At 45.7% G+C, this 17790-nt stretch carries 17 protein-coding genes; all 17 read right to left on the bottom strand.

Features of this window, described 5'->3' with window-relative positions:
* Positions 1–150 precede the first annotated feature (150 nt).
* Complete coding sequence (gene hpf / locus F3H20_RS07175; protein ID WP_149734268.1) at positions 151–690, bottom strand: ribosome hibernation-promoting factor, HPF/YfiA family; 540 nt, start codon at positions 688–690, stop codon at positions 151–153.
* A gap of 83 nt (positions 691–773) precedes the next feature.
* Positions 774–1583, bottom strand: a complete 810-nt coding sequence (locus F3H20_RS07170) for a polysaccharide deacetylase family protein (RefSeq protein WP_149734267.1) — start codon at positions 1581–1583, stop codon at positions 774–776.
* A gap of 70 nt (positions 1584–1653) precedes the next feature.
* Positions 1654–1851, bottom strand: coding sequence for a cold shock domain-containing protein (locus F3H20_RS07165; RefSeq protein WP_091744409.1), 198 nt, complete (start codon positions 1849–1851; stop codon positions 1654–1656).
* A 114-nt stretch (positions 1852–1965) separates the two neighbouring features.
* A complete protein-coding gene (locus F3H20_RS07160) occupies positions 1966–2685 on the bottom strand; it encodes an amino acid ABC transporter ATP-binding protein (RefSeq protein ID WP_149734266.1) in 720 nt (239 codons plus the stop codon).
* Positions 2672–3337 (bottom strand): amino acid ABC transporter permease, encoded by a 666-nt coding sequence (locus tag F3H20_RS07155; protein WP_149734265.1) that lies wholly within the window; start codon positions 3335–3337, stop codon positions 2672–2674. The genes F3H20_RS07160 and F3H20_RS07155 overlap by 14 nt, the downstream gene beginning before the upstream one ends.
* A gap of 345 nt (positions 3338–3682) precedes the next feature.
* On the bottom strand, positions 3683–4462 hold the full coding sequence (locus F3H20_RS07150) for a basic amino acid ABC transporter substrate-binding protein (RefSeq protein ID WP_149734264.1): 780 nt from the start codon (positions 4460–4462) through the stop codon (positions 3683–3685).
* Between the two features lie 190 nt (positions 4463–4652).
* Complete coding sequence (locus F3H20_RS07145; protein ID WP_149734263.1) at positions 4653–5429, bottom strand: basic amino acid ABC transporter substrate-binding protein; 777 nt, start codon at positions 5427–5429, stop codon at positions 4653–4655.
* A gap of 320 nt (positions 5430–5749) precedes the next feature.
* Complete coding sequence (locus tag F3H20_RS07140) at positions 5750–6046, bottom strand: zinc-ribbon domain containing protein (protein ID WP_149734262.1); 297 nt, start codon at positions 6044–6046, stop codon at positions 5750–5752.
* A 400-nt stretch (positions 6047–6446) separates the two neighbouring features.
* Positions 6447–7571, bottom strand: a complete 1125-nt coding sequence (locus F3H20_RS07135) for a Gfo/Idh/MocA family protein (RefSeq protein ID WP_149734261.1) — start codon at positions 7569–7571, stop codon at positions 6447–6449.
* Between the two features lie 15 nt (positions 7572–7586).
* On the bottom strand, positions 7587–8897 hold the full coding sequence (locus F3H20_RS07130) for a nucleotide sugar dehydrogenase (protein WP_149734260.1): 1311 nt from the start codon (positions 8895–8897) through the stop codon (positions 7587–7589).
* Positions 8894–9472 (bottom strand): acyltransferase, encoded by a 579-nt coding sequence (locus tag F3H20_RS07125; RefSeq protein WP_149734259.1) that lies wholly within the window; start codon positions 9470–9472, stop codon positions 8894–8896. Before F3H20_RS07125 ends, F3H20_RS07130 begins: the two co-directional genes overlap by 4 nt.
* Before the next feature lie 4 nt (positions 9473–9476).
* Positions 9477–10718, bottom strand: a complete 1242-nt coding sequence (locus tag F3H20_RS07120; protein ID WP_149734258.1) for a DegT/DnrJ/EryC1/StrS family aminotransferase — start codon at positions 10716–10718, stop codon at positions 9477–9479.
* Between the two features lie 197 nt (positions 10719–10915).
* Positions 10916–13849 (bottom strand): EAL domain-containing protein, encoded by a 2934-nt coding sequence (locus F3H20_RS07115; protein WP_149734257.1) that lies wholly within the window; start codon positions 13847–13849, stop codon positions 10916–10918.
* Between the two features lie 376 nt (positions 13850–14225).
* Complete coding sequence (locus tag F3H20_RS07110) at positions 14226–15122, bottom strand: phosphotransferase (protein WP_149734256.1); 897 nt, start codon at positions 15120–15122, stop codon at positions 14226–14228.
* Positions 15112–16062, bottom strand: a complete 951-nt coding sequence (locus tag F3H20_RS07105; RefSeq protein WP_149734255.1) for a sulfotransferase family protein — start codon at positions 16060–16062, stop codon at positions 15112–15114. Before F3H20_RS07105 ends, F3H20_RS07110 begins: the two co-directional genes overlap by 11 nt.
* 17 nt (positions 16063–16079) lie before the next feature.
* Complete coding sequence (locus tag F3H20_RS07100) at positions 16080–16973, bottom strand: transketolase family protein (RefSeq protein ID WP_149734254.1); 894 nt, start codon at positions 16971–16973, stop codon at positions 16080–16082.
* A complete protein-coding gene (locus F3H20_RS07095; protein ID WP_149734253.1) occupies positions 16970–17758 on the bottom strand; it encodes a transketolase in 789 nt (262 codons plus the stop codon). Before F3H20_RS07095 ends, F3H20_RS07100 begins: the two co-directional genes overlap by 4 nt.
* Positions 17759–17790: the final 32 nt, after the last annotated feature.

The raw sequence follows: 17790 nt of genomic DNA, 5'->3' as shown, positions 1-17790 counted from the left end.
AGGACCAAACAAATTTGTAAATTATCTGATAATTCCATAATAAACGCGATAAATCCCCGCCGGTTCCGAGTGGAACTGACGGGGATTTTTATACTACCAGAAGGTATAGTCTCTTCCAATAATATGATTCAGTTGGGACCTGCTGATTTCTTAGAACTCCGGTTCAATCAAGCCGTATTTCCCGTCCTTGCGGCGGTAGATAACGTTGACTTCCTCGGTCTGGGCATTACTGAATACATAGAAGTCATGATTGATCAGATTCATCTGCAGAATGGCTTCCTCCACATTCATCGGTTTCACGGCAAAGCGCTTGGTTTTCACTACCTTCAGCTCTTCGTGCTCCACCGCGTCCGGTACCGCCGGAGCCGCTGCCGCAAATTCGCCTTTGAAGATTCCACCGCGCAGTTTGCGGGCCAGTTTGGTTTTATATTTTTCAATTTGTTTTTCTAATTTTTCAATTACCAGATCAATCGAGGCATACATATCGGCGGTGGCTTCTTCTCCTCTGAGCAGCATGCCGTTAATCGGCACGGTCACTTCCACGATATGACGTCCCTTTTCCACAGTGAGGACAACAGTAATTTCACCTAGTGTTTCAAAATACTTCGTCACTTTACCGACACGTTTCGCTACGTACTCTTTTAAGGCCGGCGTAATTTCAATGTTTTTACCTCGTACATTTATTGCCATTTACCCCATCCCCTTTCCTGAGTCATATAAGTAGTATTCCCCATTGATGGAAAAATTCCTGTCGGAAAACTCTGGATTGCACATTATTTTTGTTGTTCCTTGGGAAGTTCCTCACTGTAGTCAAATAAAGAGGCCTTAGACTGATTGGCAATCAACCGGGTCAGAATGGTGTCAAAATCAGTCGACTTAAAAATAGGAATGCGCCGCAAAAGGTAGAGATTGTCCCGATCCGGATTATTCAGCCCGGTCAGCACGGTAAACGCCCCCTGATAACCGGCCGCCTGAGTCGCCTGGTATACGGGCAAATCATAAAAACCGCCAGGATAGGCAAGAAAGCCGGCCGTTTGACGGGTTAACCGTTCTATTGTCCGTTTACTGCCGCCCAGTTCCCAGGCCAGCGAGTTTTTGTCCAGTCTGGTCAAGTCAGGATGAGTCATGGTATGAGCGGCGATGTTCCAGCCTTGCTTATTCATGTCACGAATTTGAGCGGCAGACAGGCGATCAGGTCTGTCGACATTAACGCCAACCATAAACAGTACGGCCTGAAAGCCATATTTCTGTAGCAGCGGCGCCGCCTCGGTATAGTTATCCTCATAGCCGTCATCAAAGGTAATCAGCAGCGGCTTCTCCGGCAGCTTGACCGGCAGGTGCCGCATATAGGCATAGAAATCATCCAACGAGATGGTGGTAAAACCGGCAGCCTTCAGCTTGGCCAACTGCGCATCGAAGGCGGCAGGCGAAACGCCCAACTCCGGGTCCTCGCCGGGCACGCGTTCAATATGATGGTAGAGCAGGACAGGAATACCGTTTTGGTAAGCTGCCAGAGCTGTACCGGTAAAAAAAATAAGTGCTATACATAGCGATAAACTCATTTGCAAGGTTCGCTTCAGCAACGTTTTCAGCTCCCTAAAATTAATAAACCCGGCATGTTAAAAACATGCCGGGTATTGGTTAACAAGAAAATTATGCTTTAAGAACGTTAGCCGCTTGAGGTCCGCGAGCTCCGTCTACAATATCAAACTCAACTTGTTGACCTTCGGCCAAGGTTTTAAAGCCCTGGTCTTGAATAGCAGAAAAATGAACGAAAACGTCGCCGCCATCTTCTCTTTCAATGAAGCCATAGCCTTTTTCTGCACTAAACCATTTAACTTTACCAATCATTGTGAAACTCCTCCTAAAATAAACTACAGGTCTCTTTGACCACAGGATGAATTATAACACAGATGGTTATATCTGTCAATGAGCTAGGCCGATAAGGCCATTTTCTTTCAGAAATTACAAAATCTTCGATAAAAAGGTTTTAGTCCGCTCTTCCTTGGCACCGTTGAAAAAAGCCTCCGGTGTGCCTTCTTCCACGATCCGGCCTTCGTCCATGAAGATGACCCGGTCGCCGACTTCACGGGCAAAGCCCATTTCATGAGTAACCACCACCATGGTCATTCCCTCACGGGCCAGCGCTTTCATAACGTCCAGCACCTCGTTGATCATTTCCGGGTCCAGCGCCGAGGTTGGCTCATCGAATAACATAACCTTCGGGCGCATGGCCAGCGCCCTGGCAATCGCCACCCGCTGCTGCTGTCCGCCGGAAAGCTGCTCCGGATAGGCGTTGGCTTTGTCCGCCAAGCCCACTTTAACCAAGAGATCCAGCGCAATCTGCCGGGCTTCTTCTTTGGCGGTCTTACGCACCTTAACCGGCGCCAGCATAATGTTTTCCAGCACTGTCATATGGGGAAACAGGTTGAAGCGCTGGAACACCATCCCCACTTCTTCCCGCACCTTGTTGATATTGGCCTCATTGGTCAAAGGGATTTTATCCACGATAATTTCGCCTTCCGTAGGCTGCTCCAAATAATTAATACAGCGCAGCAGCGTGCTTTTACCGGAACCGCTGGGTCCGATAATCACAACCACCTCGCGTTCTTTTACATGGGCGTCAATGCCCTTCAAAACGTGAAGCTTGCCGAATTTTTTATGCACCTGTTTAATGTTTATCATCAATCTTATACCTCCGCTCCAGATAATCCACCAGGCGGGAAATCGTCAGGGTCATAATCAAATAAATAAACGCCACGGTGAGCCAAATCTCAAACGAACCGTAGGTGCGGGCAATAATCAGCTGGCCGCGGCGGGTCAATTCTTCAAAGCCGATTACGGAGACCAGGGAGGAGTCTTTCAGCATGGCAATAAACTCGTTGCCCAACGGCGGAATAATGCGCTTAAAGGCCTGCGGCAGAATAATATAACGCATCGTTTGACCCCAGGTCATGCCCAGCGAGCGACCGGCTTCCATCTGCCCACGGTCGATCGACTGAATACCGGCCCGGAATATTTCCGCCACATAGGCCCCGCTGTTAATACTACAGGCCGTTATCGCGGCGACGAACGGGTCAATCCGCTGCCCTGCCACAATAGGCAGCGCGAAATAAATAATAAAGATCTGAACCAGCAACGGCGTTCCTCTGATAAAGTCAACATAAATCAGGGACAACGTCTTAACCGCCCAGATTTTGGACAGACGGGCCATGCCGACAAACATCCCGATGAAAAAACCAAAGCCGACACTGAGCAGGCTGATCTGCAGCGTTACGCCAGCCCCTAGCAACAGCAGCGGAAAGGAGTTTAGCACCAAATTAAAATCAAAATTCATGTTCTCCACCCTTGCTCATCAATAATAAAAGTTCCGTGAGACCACTATTTATGTACATTCTGCAATAAATTATATACATGTCCGTCAAAATGTGTCAATGCTTTTCTGACCCCAGGGCGTGTTTGCAAACTAACGGAATGATCCATGTCGAGTGATTTTTGCGCCAGACAAATTAATTTTTTACAGCAATAGTGGCCCCTATTTCAAAAAAATTTAAGGAAGTATGGCACAAAAAGCGCCGTCAGGGAGCGTTTCGGATAGTTTGCAAACACGCCCTAAAACGCGCAAAAAGGCGCAATGGAAATAATTGCGCCTTTGCAATAAACAGCTTGTATTTTTTAGTGATTACGGTTTTTTGCCAAACCATTTTTCATAGATCTTGTCATACTCGCCATTTTGTTTCAGTTCATCCAACGCCTTGTTGATCTTGTCAGCAAGCTCGGTATTTTTCTTGGACATGGCTATACCATAATCCTCAGCGGTCAACGGTTCGCCAACCTGCTGGGCATCCTTGCTGCCGGTTTCTTTCATAAAATAATCATTGACCGGTTTATCATTGATCACGGCATCCACACCGCCGGCTTTTAATTCCATAAACGCCTCAGGCGGAGTGTTGAATTCACGAACCTGCGCATTTTTTATTTTCTTGGCTTCTTCCGCCCCGGTCGTACCGATCTGAGCGCCAATCTTCTTACCTTCCAGATCGCCAAAGCCTTTAATCGAACTGTTGCCTGTTTTAACCACAACGGTCAAACCGGATTTGTAATACGGCTTGGAGAAGTTCACCTTTTGAGTCCGTTCCTCAGTGATTGTCATACCGGAAACAGCCACATCGATGTTACCAGCCTCCAAAGCCGGAATCAAACCGTCAAAGCCCATGCTCTGAATTTCCACTTCCGCACCCATTTGTTTGCCGATCGCTCTGATCAGGTCCATGTCGAAACCTGCATAGTCCTTGCTTTTTTCATCCTGAAACTCAAACGGCGCAAAACTTGGCTCCGTTCCCACTTTTAAGACAGCAGTCTTGCCCTCGTTGGCCGCCGGCTTTTGTCCGCCGCAGCCAGCGAGACCGAACAGCGCCACCAAAGCAGCCACGACTACATATACAATTGTTTTTTTAGACACATTGGTCCCTCCCGTTTTCAATATTATGTAGAATCAAACGCTCACCACATAGTTATAATTATACAGGACAATGTATATTTAAGCAAGACTTTTCCCATAAAAAGAGCTGTTTTTCTCCGTAGAATGGACTTTTCCTTTTTTCTCCTTTAACAAAAGAAAGCCTGGCACAGAGCCAGGCTTTTTAGAAATACTAGGATTTGGTACCAAACCATTTTTGATAGATTTTATCAAACTCACCGTTTTTCTTGAGTTCATCAATGGCCTTATTGATTTTTTCAGCCAATTCGGTGTTCTTCTTGGCCACGGCAATACCATAGTCTTCCGAAGTCAAAGGATCGCCTACTTGCTTAGCGTCTTTACCGCCGGCTTCTTTAATGTAATAGTCGTTAACCGGCCGGTCATTGATTACGGCATCTACACCGCCGGCTTTCAATTCCATGAACGCTTCAGGCGCCGTATTAAATTCGCGGATCTGAGCGTCTTTTACTTTCTTAGCTTCGTCAGCACCGGTCGTGCCGATTTGTACGGCGATCTTCTTGCCTTCCAGATCTTTAAAGCCTTTGATAACATTGTTATCGCTCTTTACAACAATCGTCAACCCTGATTTATAATAGGGTTTGCTGAAATTCACCTTCTGGGCGCGTTCTTCCGTAATGGTCATGGCGGAAATAGCGGCATCAATATTGCCTGCTTCCAAGGCTGGAATCAAACCGTCAAAGTTCATACTCTGTACCTCTACCTTGGCTCCTATCTGTTTGCCAATAGCCTGGATTAAATCCATGTCAAAACCGACATATTCCTTGCTCTTTTCATCCTGAAACTCAAATGGTGCGTAAGCGGTATCGGAGCCTACCTTCAACACGGTTTCCTTAGCCGGTCCCGCCGCTTTCTGGCCGCCACAGCCCGCAAGCCCTAAGGCCAGTACGCACGCACTTAACATCAAACCTGCAATCAATTTCTTCGACAAATCCATTCCCTCCCCCTAATTAACGCCCCTGTTGCTTGTCATACAAGTGCATACTATGATAATACATTTGTCCGTATTATTACGCAATGACTTTTTATGAAAAAAATGAATAAACCGGCATTATATTTAGAATGACGGTTTACAACATTACAACTATCACAAAACAAACCCAGGTAATTTGTTTGTTTATAACAATTAACCATCCATATTTTACCTTGCATAATAAAGGTTCTTGCAGAGCATCAGCAAACATGAATACTACCGGCTAACGCCAAAATATAAAAAGCCCGGCTGCTGTAGCCGGGCGTAATGTCGTTGAATTAATATGATTTTTTTGCGTTAAAGCAATCGCGGCAGTAAATAGGACGATCATTGCGAGGTTTAAACGGTACTTTTGTAGTCACACCGCATTCTGCACATACGGCTTCATGCATTTCCCGTTGAGCTCCCTGGCTTTCACCGCCTTCACGGCTTCTTTTCTTCGCATCGCGGCAATCGCGGCAACGCGCCGGTTCATTTTCAAACCCTTTTTCTGCATAAAACTCTTGTTCACCGGTCGTAAAGATAAAGTCACTCCCACAGTCCTTGCATTTTAGAGTTTTGTCCTGGAACGCCATTAGAGATATCCCCTCACCCTTTTGTTTTTTAAAGCCGCATACCTTATGCAGGCTCTGTAAAAAGCTCTTGCTTAGCCGACCTGGTCTTTGACCCCACACTCGCCTGCCGGAAGGTTCGCTACTAGGAATTCAATCCCCTCACTACTACCTCTCTCGGATAAAGCATGAAACAGTGAGAGTGAGTACTCACCTGCCTCCCAGCTTTCATCCGGCAGGTCTTACCCCTAAGCCGCACCATGCTCAGAGCTTATTTAAACTCCTTACGTGGATCGTTTCGCCTGCGACTGGCATCGACTTTCAACCACAGACCTAAGCAAGAGATCTTTACCTACGATTATAGATTCCATAGCGCAAAAAAGCAAGGGGAAATATTGAATCTAACTAAATTTTAGGAACATTCTTAAAGTTTAGGCAAACTTCCCTTCAGGGCAGCACAACTCAATTGTTCACGCTGAGAGCCGTAGACAACGGCCCTTCCCTGCTGAGCCGCCCGATAGGCATGCAGGATAATGGACATGCCCTTTTTACCTTCCGTGCCGTTAACCAGCGGCTCCCGGCCGGTATGAATGCTGTCAATCATATCGGCATACAAAGGCACATGGCCCCAGCCATAGACACTCTCAATTTGTTTATTGCAGGCAGCCTGCACCTGGGCCAAATCATCCAGCCCGTCGGCAAACTGCCAGACCTTCACCTCATTAAGCGCCGTCCCGCCAATCACGACAGTGCCTTTTTCTCCCAGCACCGTCAGGGTTTCCTCCAAATTGCGGGGATACACGCAGACCGTGCCCTCCACATTGCCGATCGCACCGTTTTGAAAACGGATCTGAATGCTGCCATAATCCTCAGCTTCAATATAGGGATGAACATAATTGCCAAGCATAGCCTGTATTTCCTGCATTTCACCGCCCAGCATCCATTGCAGCAAATCAATATTATGGATGCACTGGTTCATTAGACAACCGCCGTCCTGCTCATAGGTCCCCCGCCAGGGCGCCTGTTCGTAATAGTTTTGGTTGCGGTTCCACAATATCCGGGCATTGCCGGCGATAATCCGGCCAAAACGGCCCGCTTCCACCGCCTGACGCAGCTTCTGCACCGGCAGATTGAAGCGATTTTGATGGGCCACGCAGAGTTTGACGCCTTTCAAAGCAGCAGTGGCAATCATCCTGTCGGCATCAGCTACCGACAGGGCCATCGGTTTTTCCACAATGACATGCTTGCCTGCTTCCAGAGCCGCTAAGGCTTGCTCAGCATGTTTCCCCGATTCGGTGGCGATCACCACCACATCCACCGGACACTCGGCCAACAGTTGCCGATAATCGGTATATACCGCAGGCAGGGCTGGCTGCTTTTTTTCCTGCCGCAGGGCCGTTACATACTCGCTGGCTTTGTTTTCCGCCCGGTCGGCCAGTTCGTCACACACTGCCGTCAGTACGGCCTGCGGTTCATTCTTCACTAATGCCTCAATATGCTTGTACGAAATCCGGCCGCAGCCAACAACGGCAAAGCTTAGCTTTTCCATAGTATCCTTCCCATCCTATAATCTTTCAATGTTGTCCCGTTCCGTCACAGCCTTGAAGGCATTTTTAGTATCAAAAATCAGAGCGGCATGGCGCTGAATAAAGTCATAATCAAAGCCGGTGTGCATGGTAGTGAGCAGCACCAAATCGGCAGCTTGCAGACTCTCCGCCGTCAGCTCTGCGGACTGATAGTCTTTCCCTTTGTAAGTAAAGCTGGCAACAAAGGGGTCGTGATAAACCACATTAGCCCCGTACCGTTCCAGCAGAGCGATCACATCCAGCGCCGGCGATTGGCGGCAGTCATCAATGTCCTGCTTATAAGCCACACCTAACACCAGAATACGAGCATTCTTTAAAGCCTTGCCAGAGCGGTTCAGCAGTTTCATGCTGCGCTCCAGGACAAATTCCGGCATGTAATTGTTGATTTCTCCCGCCGTTTCGATCAGACGGGTATGATAGCCGTATTCCCGGGCCTTCCAGGTCAGATAAAACGGGTCGATCGGTATGCAGTGCCCGCCAACGCCAGGCCCCGGATAAAAGGCCTGAAAACCGTAGGGCTTGCTTTTGGCCGCATCAATAACTTCCCAAACGTCAATCCCCATCTTATGGCAGAGAATAGCCATTTCATTGGCTAAACCGATATTGATATTCCGGTAAGTATTTTCCAGAATCTTTTCCATCTCCGCCACGGCCGGGCTGGAAACACGGTGGACTTTCCCTTCCAAAATGCTTTCATAAAGCGCTGCCGCCACTTCGGTACAAGCCGGGCTAATCCCCCCGACCACCTTCGGAGTGTTCTTTGTATTGTAAAATTGATTGCCTGGATCAACCCGTTCCGGCGAAAAGGCCAGAAAAATATCCTTCCCGACAATCAGCCCGGACTTTTCCAGCAGCGGCTTTACCACTTCCTCCGTCGTACCGGGATAGGTAGTGCTTTCCAGGACAATCAGCATGCCGGGATGCAGGTATTCGGCCAAGGCCGCCGTGGACTGCACCACATAGGAAATGTCGGGCTGCTGATAAATGTCAAGCGGCGTGGGAACACAAATAGCCACACAATCAACTTCCCGGATAAAGGAAAAGTCCTTGGTGGCCTTCAGCTTGCCGGCCTTTACCACCTGGCGCAGCTCATCAGGTACAATATCACCAATATAGTTTTCGCCCCGGTTGACCATGTCCACTTTCTGGTCCTGTACATCGAAACCAATAGTAGTGTAGCCGGCCTTCGCTTTTTCTACTGCCAGCGGCAACCCTACATAGCCTAACCCGATTACCCCTAGATGAGCTGTTTTATCTTTAATTTTAGTCAATATACTTTGCTTTTTCATATACTCACTTCCTTCACGCAGCCCGCTTCCAGGTGATATTGTGCACCGCAAGCCTGACAGGCAGCCGTTGTTTCTTGGAAGGAAAGTTTTTCGCCGCACTGGCAAACCCAGCCTCGCTGCCTGGCCGGATTACCAACCAAGAGAGCATAGTCGGGAACATCCTTAGTGACTACCGCACCAGCGCCGATAAAAGCGTACCGTCCGATCCGGTGACCGCAGACAATGGTCGCATTGGCCCCGATCGAGGCACCGCGGCAAAGCAAAGTTTCCCTATACTCAGCCTTACGACTGACATGACTGCGCGGATTAATCACATTGGTAAACACACAGGAAGGCCCGAGGAACACATCATCCTCACAAATCACGCCGGTATATACTGACACGTTATTTTGAATCTTTACGTTGTTCCCCAGTACGACCTCCGGCGAGATCACCACATTCTGTCCGATATTGCAATTTTCACCAATCACCGAATTAGCCATGACGTGAGTGAAATGCCATATCTTTGTGCCACTGCCGATCCGGCAGGGCTGATCTACATAGCTGGACTCATGCACAAAATAATCCTGTTCCATCCTCTTACCTCTCCGTATAAAATTGTCTGATTGCCGCAACAATGTAGTCTTGCTGCTCCACTGTCATTTCCGGGAACAAGGGCAGCGCCATCGTCCGCTGACTGAGCCACTCACTGACAGGCAGATCGCCTGGCTTATAGCCCAGCTTGTACCGCCCCATTTGGTATACCTTTTGCAGATGCAAGGGAACCGGATAGTAAATACCTGTGGTAATGCCTTTACTTTGTAAAAATTCCGCCAAACCATCCCGTTCCTCGCAGACAACCACATACAGATGATATACTGACTCTGCCTGCGGCAAGCTTTGTTGGGGGACGACTTTAGCCAATAGCCCGCAGTCTTCCAATAAGGCAGTATAGCGCAGGCTAAGCTGACGCCGTTGGTCGTTCCATTGACGCAGCTTTTCCAGCTTAACAGTCAAAATAGCCGCCTGCAAAGCATCCAACCGGCTATTCATGCCGATCAGAAAATTAAAATACTTAGTCGGGTCATAAACGGTAGCATCCGTTTGATTTTGCCCTTCAAGCCCCAACTCAACCGCTTCACCCGTTAATAGTTCATAGGCCGCTTTACCGCTCATCCCGCTGCCGTGCACCCGTAAAGCCTTTACAATCTGGGCCAGCTCGGCATCATCAGTTGTCATCATGCCGCCATCGCCAAAGGCACCTAAATTCTTGGTGGGATAGAAGGAAAAGGCGGCTGCATCGCCCAAGGAACCGACGGCCTTTACCGTCCCGTCCGCCAGTGTGTAAGTGGCGCCTACCGCCTGACAGGCATCCTCTATCACCTTCAGCTTATGTTGCCGGGCTATTTGCAGGAGCGGTTCCATATCTACAGGCTGACCAAAAATATGTACCGGCAAAATGGCTTTTGTCTTGGCTGTTATTTTTTCCGCCACCCGGTTGATATCCAGGTTGAACGTTTTGCGATCCACATCGGCAAAAACAGGGATAGCTCCTACCCGTGAAATACTCTCGGCCGTGGCAAAAAAGGTAAACGGCGTCGTAATTACTTCATCGCCGGCCCCGATTCCCATCGCTTCCAAGATAAGCACCAGCGCGTCGGTGCCGCTGTTGCAGGCAATAGCCTGCTTCGTACCGGCCAGACCGGCAAACTGCTGTTCCAGATTTTGTACTTCCTTCCCCATGATAAAAGACGTGCTATCCAGCAAGGCCCCGATCTTGTCCAGTACCTGCGGTTTAATAGCCTGCGTCTGCTGCTGTAAATCCACTAACGGTATGCGCATCGTATCAAAAGCTCCTTTACCTAACCGGCTCATACTGCCGAGCATTTCCTATTGAGTCATAATTCGACTCTTTTCTGGTAATTCCTTGATATCCTCGTTTATTATATCGAACAATGTGCTCTCCCTGTTAAATGGAAAAACCAGGAGTATCACCCTCCCGGTTTTATTGCTGTACATTTATTTTCTATGACTGTCCATCAAATCAGTTCGTACACTTTGGCCTGATCTACAGGTTTGCTGATCAGATACCCTTGCACCTTATCACAGCACAACTGTTTAAGAAATTGCCGTTGCTCCTCGGTTTCCACGCCTTCGGCCACCACCGTCAACTGCAGCCGGTGGGCCAAAGCTACCATGGTTTCCACAATGGCAGCCTGTTTATTGCTTTCCATAGCACCGGCCAGAAAAGAACGGTCAATTTTAATGACATCAATCGGTAACTCCGTTAAGTAATGCAACGAACTGTAGCCGGTACCAAAATCGTCCAATGAAATTTGTACTCCCATCGACCGTAACGCCCGCAGCTTAGGAATGACCACAGAAAAATTTTCAATTAATAGCGTCTCCACAATCTCCAATTCCAAATAACGGCTGGGAAAAGCCGTTTCGGATAAAACCAGAGCTACTTGATCAACAAAATCAGCCTGCAGCAGTTCCTTCACCGATACGTTAACCGCCAGATTAAGTTTCTTACTCTTATCCAGCAACTCTTTACCAAAACGACAGGCGGTGCGCAGCACCCATTGTCCCATATCGATAATCAGACCGCTCTCTTCGGCTACCGACATAAACTGATCGGGAAAGGCAAGTCCCCTCTCAGGATGCTGCCAACGAACCAGTGCTTCCAGACCTACCGTCGTACCTGTCACCAGATCCACAATAGGCTGATAGTGAAGTACCAGATGATTGTTGGCAATCGCCTCGCGCAGCCCTTTTTCCATGTATAAGCGTGCCAGCATCTGCTGTTCAAACCGTTCCTGAAACCACTGATAGCAGGATTTCCCCTTCCGCTTAGCCTGATGGAGAGCGATATCGGCACTTCGCATTAATTTATCAGGCTGATTGCCGTCTTGGGGATACAGGGCAATCCCGACACTGGAAGTCACCATAAAATAGTTATCATCGGCACCAAAAGGCTGATCAATTGCCTTAGGGATCTGCTTGGCCAACGTTTCCACCTCGGCAGGTTTCACAATGCCTTTCAGCAGGATAATAAACTCATCGCCGCCCAGCCGGGCTACAAAATGCTCCCCGGCAATCACCTGGAGCTGCCGGGCCACATCGACCAGCAGCCGGTCACCCTGCGCATAGCCGAAAGAGTCATTGACCAGTTTAAAGTTATCCAAATCAATAAATAAAATAGCCCCCTGAGCTGCTTGCTGCTTCGTCTCAGCCGCCAGTTGCTCTACAATAGCCATCCGGTTGGGCAAGCCGGTCAAAGAATCATAATAGGCCATATGCTGAATTTGCAATTCCCGCATTTTGTGTTCCGTGATATTGGTGAACGAGCCCGCCATGCGTACAGCCGTTCCATTCTCATCAAATAAGGCCTTCCCGCGGGCCATAACCCATAAATCCTGCCCCCGTTTGTCCTTAATCCGGTATTCGCAAAGATACACGGCCGTTTGCCCGGTTAGATGCTCCCGTAAGCAGGCATCAGTCTGGGCCAGATCATCAGGATGAATGCTTTGCCACCATAGCTTAGCCACCTCCACATCCGCTTCAGCCGACCAGGGCAATTGCTCCAACCAGCGTTTGGAAATAACCATCTGATTGGTCCGGAGATCCCAGTCCCAGATCGCATCATTGGCACCTTCCGTAGCCAAACGATAGCGTTCCTCGCTTTTCTCAATTTTCTTTTGTTTATCCCACAATTCTTCAAACTGGGCCCGCAGCTCCTCTTCCGTACTGGTAAGCTGCTCAAATAAGCCAGCCAGTTCTTCATTGCTTCTCTTTAATTCTTCCTCCGCCTGATAGCGCTCCTTTTGCATGACATCTACGGCCTGAGCCACTTCGCCAATTTCATCCTCCCGTCGCAGGATAGCCGACGACAATGTCCCAATAAAATTGCCCTTTTGCAATTCCTTCAGATGAGCCACAATTTCATCCAGTGGTCTGGTTAAGAAACGGGTAATGAAAGGAATGGTCCAAACCATTAAAATGAGTAATAACAAGACAGCCAGGCTAATGTTAACAGCCACCTGCTGATTTTTTGCCATTAATCCGGCTTTATCGGTAACGGTCGCCAGTTTCCACCCTGTCTCCGGAGAGGTCTGGAAGTGAATGAGTACGTCCCTGCCCTGCATGGTTGTCGCAAAGAACCCCTCCCGTTCTCTAATCAAACGGTGCCAGTCATGGTCCCGGTCTTCCTCACCCGAACGGGTTCCAATATCCAGCTTCGAAATATGCTGAAAATGCATATCAGGATTAGAATGGGTCAGGACAATTCCGTCTTGAGTAAACAAAAACAACGGGTTTTGATTGTTTTTATTGGAATCTCCCACAAATTCAGATAGCTGGTTCAGACTTATGTCAATTCCCATAACTCCGATAAGCTGTCCCTGTTCATCGTTTACGGTCGTGGTGGTACTGATGATAAAATTATCACCGAGAAAAGAAGGATACGGCTCAGAAAGCATAACCTGGCCGGGATTTCGCAACGCTTGCTTATACCAGGGACGATACCTGGGATTGTAGCCAGCCTTTCCCACCTTGTCTAGAGGCCACTGCAAATATCCCCCGTCTTCGGTTCCCAGATAGACATAGGCCACATTGGGGTGAGTCCAGGCATAACGCTCAAATTCGGCAAAAATTCGGCTGGCTACTGTTCCATCCGGTTTGGCATAGCCAGGCGGGATATCCTCCTGCTTATCATAAAGAACCGGCAACTCATGCTTCCCCTGTTTTACCAGTGGGTTGGCAGCAAACATCCGGGCATCTTCTTTCACGCTTTGCAGCATATTTACAATAAATTGATTGGCCTGATCCATATCCTTGCCGGTAGTCAATTGCAGTTCATTTTCCAAAGACTTGGTAATATGCAAATATGTACTGACACCAAAAATCAGTAAGGGTACCAGGGCAATCAGTAAAAAACTTAAAAATAATTTTTCCCGTACGGTTTGAAACATAGACTTCTCCGGTTTCTGCTGCATATAGACAACTACAGCCTTAATAGGGTTATTATATCATTTTTTGTCGGAAGGAAAATAAAATAAACGAGACTATCGAAAAGACACGACAGCCTCGTTTATTATCAATCACTCATTTTACTAACTTTAAATGAGTTTTCATTCTATCATTGCACAAATTCAAAGAATTTGCTGCTTGGGGTTCCCCTAGTAATCACAAGACTGTAGATAAAATTTTTCATAGTATAATGCTGGAATCAGAGTAACTGGTTAATCGTCCTTAGATCAGACATCATAATTAATCAAGCCCTGTATAGAGTAAATTTATTAACTATTGCATAAATATAATGTCAAATATAGTCCCCTAAAATACGAATTAAACAAATAACTCCAAAACTTTTCTTAAACGTATTTCAAATGAAATGTGATTCATTAGATACGATTGATTTCTAAATGAGATATACGATTTCAAAAGAACAATTAATAATAAAAGATACTGTGTCCTAATTGTATATAATCCATGGCGGACTAAGTGGGACTTTTTCAAATAATCAGCCTGATCTAAAAAAGTCAACCAATAGATCTCATCATACCCATCGACGCCTAAGAATGCATCTTCCCAATCCAAAACTACATATTGATTATCCTTTCTCATGATATTCTTATTACTCAAATCACCATGGCAAAAAATCATTGGCTCTTTTAATAACAACTCGCTATTCTGACTAAAAACCTGTTGAATACAATCAGCTATATTCTTACTAATTAATTTATTTTCAGCTAAAACTGCTAAAGCCCTGTTTCCCCAATTCATGAGTTCATTTATACTATAATCTTTTTTAAACAATTCTTTTGATATCTTACTAAACTGCGTCTTATATTGATTGGTTAATGTTTGAATTGTTACTAGCGATAATCTTTCTGTTACTGGCTCAAGCATATCCATTAGTACAATGCTATATTCTTTATCTAAAACTGCAAGGTTAATTATTGAAATATTCAAAGTCTCTTTGTATAACTTAGACAAAACTGAATATTCCTTTTTAAGATTACATTGATATCTCTCTCCATCCAGATGAGATTTAGCAATCATTTTTTTTCCGTCTACAGTAATAGCCGCTACAATTCCCAAAGTTCCTTTACAAAGGAAGGAATCTACATGAGCATTCCTTCCTTCTCTTTTTAAATACTCAATCAAAGCTGACAGCACAGCCTCTTTATGCATTTGATCGACAACGAGATTTTTTTCGAAATGATACAGCTTACTTAGCATATAGCTCACTTAAGTAAGAAATTTCATTATATCCAAAGTGTTTAGCTAATGCTTTTGTCCCTACAGCTATCTGAAACTTTTCCTCCTTTGAAAGTTCTTCTATAATTCCCCTATTGTAATCTTCCGTACTCTTTAACACAGTTCCCCAGGGAGCAATTAATTCCTTAATTTCTTTTCCGTTCCAGCTTGGATAGAGCATCGATTCATGAAATTCTACTCCAATAAATTCCGCCACATTCTGCATAAAACTTTTTTTATCAGATACTAAATCTTCATACCTAAAAATTTTTACATTCTGGGGATATAGTTTTTCATACATTTCTACAGTAGAGTGATAAATATTCCAGGTAATAAGGTATCGATCCAGAGATTGAGGAAACGGTCTGCGCTTTGTATCACGATATGCGGAAAAAGGATTACGAATAATATGTATGATTTTCATGTTGGGAAAATCCTTAATCATACGACGAGCATCAATACCAATTGCCGGCGAATAGCCAACGTGAACCATATCTTCCTGTGGTTTCATATAATAGTTTTCCCATGCAAGAAATGTTGCTTTAAAAAAAGCTTCAATCACCTGCTTTCTAAGAAAAGGAGCTTCTCCCAAAAAGTTTGTGAAGTATTCTTTTCTTTTTGCTTCTTCCATAATTAAATCAGCGTCTTTAAATTTCGATCCATTTCTTTTCCGCAAGAAGGTTTTTAACTCTTCATCAATCATCTGTTCATACAGTTCATCCGCACTTAATCCTTCCGGAAACTCTGGATATCTATATTGCACTCTTTCCACAGAAGCTAGGAAATCATTGAATTGTCGGTTGCCCAGCTGAGATTCAAAAGGATATACCAATAACTGAGGATGTCCATCTAAGTGCCGATGCGTTACATTCCCCCCATGCTCAAAGCCTGCCGATATCATAGTAAATCTAAAATCATTCATCTTGGTTCCTCCAAAGTTTAATAGTATATAGTATCTATTTCAACTAACTTATTTCTTAAGTATTGCTGCGAACCTATATAATGAGAGTATTCATCCTGTATCCCAATTCTTCTAAACGACACACCTTTGCCACTTTCTGCGATGATCTCCGCCACTGCGCTTCCCAATCCACCAATGATGCTATGTTCTTCCAATGTTATAATCGGAACCTTTCTATCAATAAGCTTCAGAATGTATTCTTTATCTAGAGGCTTTATCGTCGGCATAGAAATAAGTGCTGCCATTTTTCCTGTTTCTTTGTACTTTTGTACCAGTTTTACTCCTTCTTCCAACATATTGCTGGTAGTTATGATCGATAGATCTTTTCCTTCATTGACTGTAACAGCTTTACCGATTTCTATTTTTGTACCACTGGAGTGAATTACATTTTCTCCATTTTTTCCCAATCTAATATACATAGGACCCGTATGTTCAAAACTTTGCCTTACTATTTCCCTGGCTTCCACAGGATCGCCCGGGCAGCAAACAGTCATGTTCGGCAAAGCTCGCATAATTGCTATATCCTCTATCGCATGATGAGTAGTTCCGGCGGGACCGTAAGAATAGCCAGCACCAACCCCCACGAGCTTAACATTGCTATTCATATACGCTATATCAATCCGAATTTGCTCAAAACAACGCATAGTTACAAAGGGAATGATGCTATATACATAGACTTTTTTCCCCATCAATGCCAATCCTGCAGCCACACCAATTGCATTTTGTTCTGCTATACCTACGTTAAGAAAACGATCTGGAAACTTTTCCTGAAATTTTTCAAAAACAGAAAAACCCAGATCAGCAATGATAACATAGATTTCCTCATCCTGTTCTGCCTGTTCCATTAAACAATCTACAAATGTATTTCTCATATCTTTCCTTCCAATTCGCAAATTGCCTGTTTATATTGTTGCTCATTCGGCGATCGATAATGCCATTCTAAGGTATCTTCCATAAAGGAGACTCCTTTACCTTTCACAGTATGCGCAATGACTACTTTAGGAGCAGAACTTTTCCCTTTAAGCACATCCACAATATTTCGCACATTATGCCCATCTATTTCATGAACTTCCCAACCAAAAGCCGACCACCGCTGTGCCAGATTTGTCTGGTCTATGATTTCATTAACTCGCCCAAAAGCCTGCCAGGTATTATAATCAATAATTGCCGTTAGATTGTCCATCTTCAAGTGTCCAGCCAGCATGACTGCCTCCCACACGCTGCCTTCGTTACATTCTCCATCCCCCAATAAAACAAACACTCGATTTTTACTCTGTTTCTGTTTTAAAGCAATAGCTGTTCCTAACGCTATAGAAAGCCCGTGTCCTAGGGAGCCGCCAGAAAACTGAATCCAGGGACTAACCTCCTTATCCAGATGTCCCGGAAGAATTCCTCCATCAATATAGAATTGATCCAGATAGCTTCTGGGCATAAGGCCTCGTTCGATGAGAGTCGCGTATAGCGCTGCACTGGCATGGGCTTTACTGAGAAAGAACAAATCAAAAGACTTAGGTTGTTGAGCGTCTATTTTCATAACCTCAAAGTAAAGCGCATATAGTAATTCTACACAAGAAAGGCACGCTCCCACATGAGACGACTTGGAATAGTGTGTCATATAGATAATGTGTTTGCGAATCTCGGTGACTATATCGTTCATATAGGTTCACCCCCATCCCTTCTCCATTTCTA

The sequence above is a fragment of the Propionispora hippei DSM 15287 genome (genome assembly GCF_900141835.1).
Classification (GTDB): domain Bacteria; phylum Bacillota; class Negativicutes; order Propionisporales; family Propionisporaceae; genus Propionispora; species Propionispora hippei.
Note: the sequence above shows the minus strand (reverse complement) of the source record. Positions and strands in the feature narration are given on the sequence as shown.